Annotated in this window: 4 protein-coding genes; 3 read left to right on the top strand and 1 reads right to left on the bottom strand. The window is 52.0% G+C overall.

What is annotated here, in order from left to right:
- The first annotated feature begins 8 nt into the window (after positions 1 to 8).
- Both DBR23_RS12835 and mmsB read left to right on the top strand, forming a co-directional pair.
- Entirely contained in the window at positions 9 to 410 is a 402-nt protein-coding gene (locus DBR23_RS12835; RefSeq protein ID WP_108498505.1) for a DUF488 domain-containing protein, read from the top strand.
- A 33-nt stretch (positions 411 to 443) separates the two neighbouring features.
- A complete protein-coding gene (gene mmsB / locus DBR23_RS12830) occupies positions 444 to 1415 on the top strand; it encodes a 3-hydroxyisobutyrate dehydrogenase (protein ID WP_369882112.1) in 972 nt (323 codons plus the stop codon).
- 180 nt (positions 1416 to 1595) lie between these two features.
- Here the strand turns inward: mmsB and DBR23_RS12825 are convergent, their stop codons facing one another.
- Entirely contained in the window at positions 1596 to 3386 is a 1791-nt protein-coding gene (locus DBR23_RS12825) for a DUF262 domain-containing protein (protein WP_108498503.1), read from the bottom strand.
- A 459-nt stretch (positions 3387 to 3845) separates the two neighbouring features.
- Between DBR23_RS12825 and DBR23_RS12820 the strand changes: the two genes are divergently transcribed.
- Positions 3846 to 4108 (top strand): hypothetical protein (locus tag DBR23_RS12820; RefSeq protein WP_146191324.1); only part of this gene is annotated, 263 nt, incomplete at its 3' end.

Genomic DNA, 4108 nt, shown 5'->3' with positions numbered 1-4108 from the left:
GCCCCACCATGTCCCTTCGCATCGTCCGCCTTGGCACCCCGCGCGCCGCCGGGGAAGGCACCCGCATTGGCACCGTGCGCCGCCCGCCGCGTGGCGTGCCCAAGGCCGAGTTCGCCAGCCGCGACTACTACGACGTGTGGTACCCCCTGCTATCCCCCAGCGCCGACCTCATGGCCCAGGGCCAGCAGGTGCCTACTGGCCAAGAAGGCGACAAGGCCTGGGAGGCTTTCGCTAAACAGTTCCGCAAAGAACTGGCCCAGCCCGAGGCCAGCCGCACGCTGGATTTGCTGGCCGCGCTGTCGCACCACAGCGCAATGTCGCTGGGCTGCTACTGCGAGGACGAAGCGCGCTGCCACCGGTCGGTGCTCCGCGCTGAGCTGGCGGGCCGCGGAGCAGACATCACCGATTGATTTCAGATATTTTTGGGCTCAAGCGCTAGATGAATATGCGCTGGTAGCTATCAAATTCATACCAAATCCGAACCCTTTTTCTTTCACCATCACAACGACATCCAGGAGCAACACACCATGAAAATCGCATTCATCGGCCTCGGCAACATGGGCGGCCCCATGGCACACAACCTGCACAAGGCAGGCCACGAAGTGCGCGCGTTCGACCTCTCGCAACCCGCCCGCGACAAGCTGGCCGCAGACGGCGTGCCCATCGCCACCGATGCCAAGGCGGCAGTCGCAGGCGCCGAAGTCGTCATCAGCATGCTGCCCGCGAGCCAGCATGTGGAAGGCTTGTTCCTCGGCGCGGGCGAGCTGCTGGCCCAGCTGCCTGCGGGCACGCTGATCATCGACTGCTCCACCATCGCAGCCGCCACCTCCCGCAAGGTGGCCGAGGCCGCCAAGGCCAAGGGCGTGGCCTTCATCGACGCCCCCGTGTCGGGCGGCACCGGCGGCGCCATTGCAGGCACCCTCACCTTCATGGTGGGCGGCGATGCGGCCGACCTGGAACGCGCCCGCCCCGTGCTCGAAAAAATGGGCGCCAACATCTTCCACGCTGGCAGCGTGGGCGCAGGCCAGACCGCCAAGATCTGCAACAACATGCTGCTGGGCATCCTGATGGCCGGCACCAGCGAAGCCATTGCCCTGGGCGTCGCCAACGGCCTGGACCCCAAGGTGCTGAGCGAAATCATGCGCCGCAGCTCGGGCGGCAACTGGGCGCTGGAGAAGTACAACCCCTTCCCCGGCGTGATGGAAACCGCGCCCGCCAGCAAGGGTTACGCGGGTGGCTTTGGCACGGACTTGATGCTCAAGGACCTAGGGCTGGCGCAGGAGAACGCGATGGCGGTGAAGGCGGCCACGCCGCTGGGGGGCATGGCGCGCAATCTGTATGCGGCGCACAGCCTGGCGGGGCATGGGGGGCTGGATTTTTCCAGCATTATTAAGATAGTGCAGAAAGTTAGTTAATCAAACATCCAAACCAGGAAAAACGCCAGCAAATGCTGGCGTTTTTATTTTAAATGACTGCATTGGAGAACACTGCTTAATGCGCTCGACAAGGCATCTGCATTGTAGCGACTACCCCATGGCCATAAGAAACTGGCGGGTTATCAAAATATAATATCAGAACAGCAATCTGCGCTGCCATTATTTTTGAGCAAGAGCCGAGTCTTTTTCAAACATCTTGAAGAATGTGAAATATTTTGTCGATTCAATTTCCTCATTATGAGAAAGTGCTCTTGCGTAAAATTTTTCATGATACATTGCCGGTTCAGTCCCACGCACAGCCTTAAAGAGGCAGATCTCTTTTGCCCCATAGCTAAAAGTGACCAAGTTTGCCTTGATCTGCGCCTTGAATTCGTCGGATATAGGCTCCTTATCTATCTGCTGAATTATTTTTTGCTCAAGTTGGCTTAAATCCCCATGATACATTTTCGCTTCTTCATCTATGCCAGTTATGAAAAAGGTTTTGTATCTGACACTCGTGGATCCAAAATGGGTGTCGTGTATTAATGCATCTGATTCTTTGTCAGCAACACCCACGATGACGTAACATTCCCCCGGCTTGGTGTTCGTCATCGCAGTAAGAGTCTTTACGATTTTACTGACCACCTTTGGCAAAAACGGGCTCTGCGCGCCAGTTATCTGACAAAATCCCATCTTAAAATCATAACAGACCTGCTCCGTCCTGGATTCATTGAGAATATTCTCAAGATTTTCCACCCAACCACTTAAATTACGATCAATGCCAACCTTTGGTGCAAAATTTTTCCTGATAACACCCAGGACTGCATTAGAAAGAGCCTCTCTTTCTTGAGCGGTCCACTTTTGATCTGAATTTAGTGATGTGAGGTGTGCATCAAAGATGCCTTCAAGAGAGGACTGCAAATTCTCATAATTAGCTATTTTTAGATTTTCTTGAATTATAGCCTTGTGCATAGCAATGAATATCACTTGATAGACTTGCGTCACCTTATTTGGCTTACCTTTAAAAACAAGGCTTTTAAAATTTTGATCGCGACATTCAATTGTTTTTTTCAACTCCTCAAAAACGTGCTTAAAATGTCGAAGTAGCGTCTCCTTGCCTAATTTATTGATTTGCCTCGCAAGCTGTTCCGCTTCATTTGTTTGGCTGTCATATATCTCATCCAAGTAATGAGAGGTAGTTTGGGCGCCGACGCAATCCGCAATATATGAAAGCAGGTGCGCAACCAGCTCTTCATCACGGGACATTCTGATATTGTCTTGCGTTATTATTCCGTGCTTCGCCCAAAATATATCAGTCAAATTTATCCCATAAGCAAGCCCTCTGTTGCTTAGACTAATACTTCTCATATTCCGAAGATCAACGAAATTTGAGTGAGAGCTGTCCTTTCTGATATATATTGCCGCTTCATTTATGGATTCTGGAATTAATCCAAGCGAGCCGGCTTGGCGAACATCTTGCTTTGAAAGAGTCCTGCCGCCCGTATTTATTCTTCGAAAGCTCTCATCGAGCTTTAAGGGCTCGCTCTCATCAAAAATTGAGAAGGGCACCGGATAATCAAGTATTTTTGCACACTCGTCGATAGGCAATGCCGGCTCCTTCTGAATTAGTTCTCCGGAGTCCTTTTTTGCTTTCGTCTGAGCAATGGCCTCTAAATTGAAGTAATGCGACGAAACCGAAAACTCACCTTCAATAAATGACGTTACCGCATTCAATCTTTGCATTCCATCCAATACTTCTAGTGCATTGCTGTCGTCCGCTTTTTTATAGTTTGCACCTAATATCATGGGTATAGGGTACCCATTAAGAATAGAATCGATAAATTTCGCTTTCTCATCAATACTCCAAACAAGTTTTCGCTGATACCTTCGATTGATCAAATAATAACCAAGCAAGTACTGCGAGTAAATATTTTGAACCGTAATACCCTTGATACTCAAATTTGCCTGCATTATTTCTCCGCAAAATATTTATTTATTAAAATAGTTAACGTAACGTTAACTAAAGGTCAGCATATTGACGAAGCCCATAGGAAGAAATTTTGAGTATTGGGCGGATCTTTGTCCGCCTAATATCATTTTTCCTGCCTAGTACACCTCCATACAGCGCGAGATTTTTCACCAAAGGGCTGTAGGTATGCATTGTCTGCGCTATGCGCAGGCATGCAAGGGAGCCTGGAGCACATCATGCGGCGTGTGGAAGCGTTGCCGCCTAGTGCCCGGCGGAAGGGTTCCTGGCCATACCTACGGAGTCACGGAGGTTGCAACTTCACGTTCGCTGCCCATTTGGACTGTTCCCTGAAAAAGGCCAAAAGCCCCATCTTCTGCGGCGTTGGGTGGCGTTGCTTCAACTCCCGACGAGACCCGTTCAGTAAGCTGCCACCCGCAGTTGAGTATGATTCGCATCCCGTCATGCTGCGCCGCACCATCCCCGCCCTGCCTTTCCACATCGTGCTTCTGCTGGTGGCGTTGTTCAACGCGCTGGCGGGCGCGCCCTTGCATGAGGCGCGGCACATCCAAGAGCTGGTGGGCAGAACCACGGCCTCGGCAACCGCAGTCGATGTGGATGCGTTGGCAACCAGCTCCGCAGCCAGCGACGAGCACAGCGAAGAGACACACACCCCCTGCGCCTGGTGCCTAACCCACGCACTGGAGGCGGGGCTGGCGCATGCACC

The organism is Acidovorax sp. HMWF018 (assembly GCF_003061035.1).
Lineage (GTDB): Bacteria > Pseudomonadota > Gammaproteobacteria > Burkholderiales > Burkholderiaceae_C > Acidovorax > Acidovorax delafieldii.
Note: the sequence above shows the minus strand (reverse complement) of the source record. Positions and strands in the feature narration are given on the sequence as shown.

Bases quoted from the DNA above. Each gene is read 5' to 3' on its own strand.
- DBR23_RS12835 (WP_108498505.1), top strand. From the start codon at position 9: ATGTCCCTTCGCATCGTCCGCCTTGGCACCCCGCGCGCCGCCGGGGAA.
- DBR23_RS12825 (WP_108498503.1), bottom strand. From the start codon at position 3,386: ATGCAGGCAAATTTGAGTATCAAGGGTATTACGGTTCAAAATATTTAC.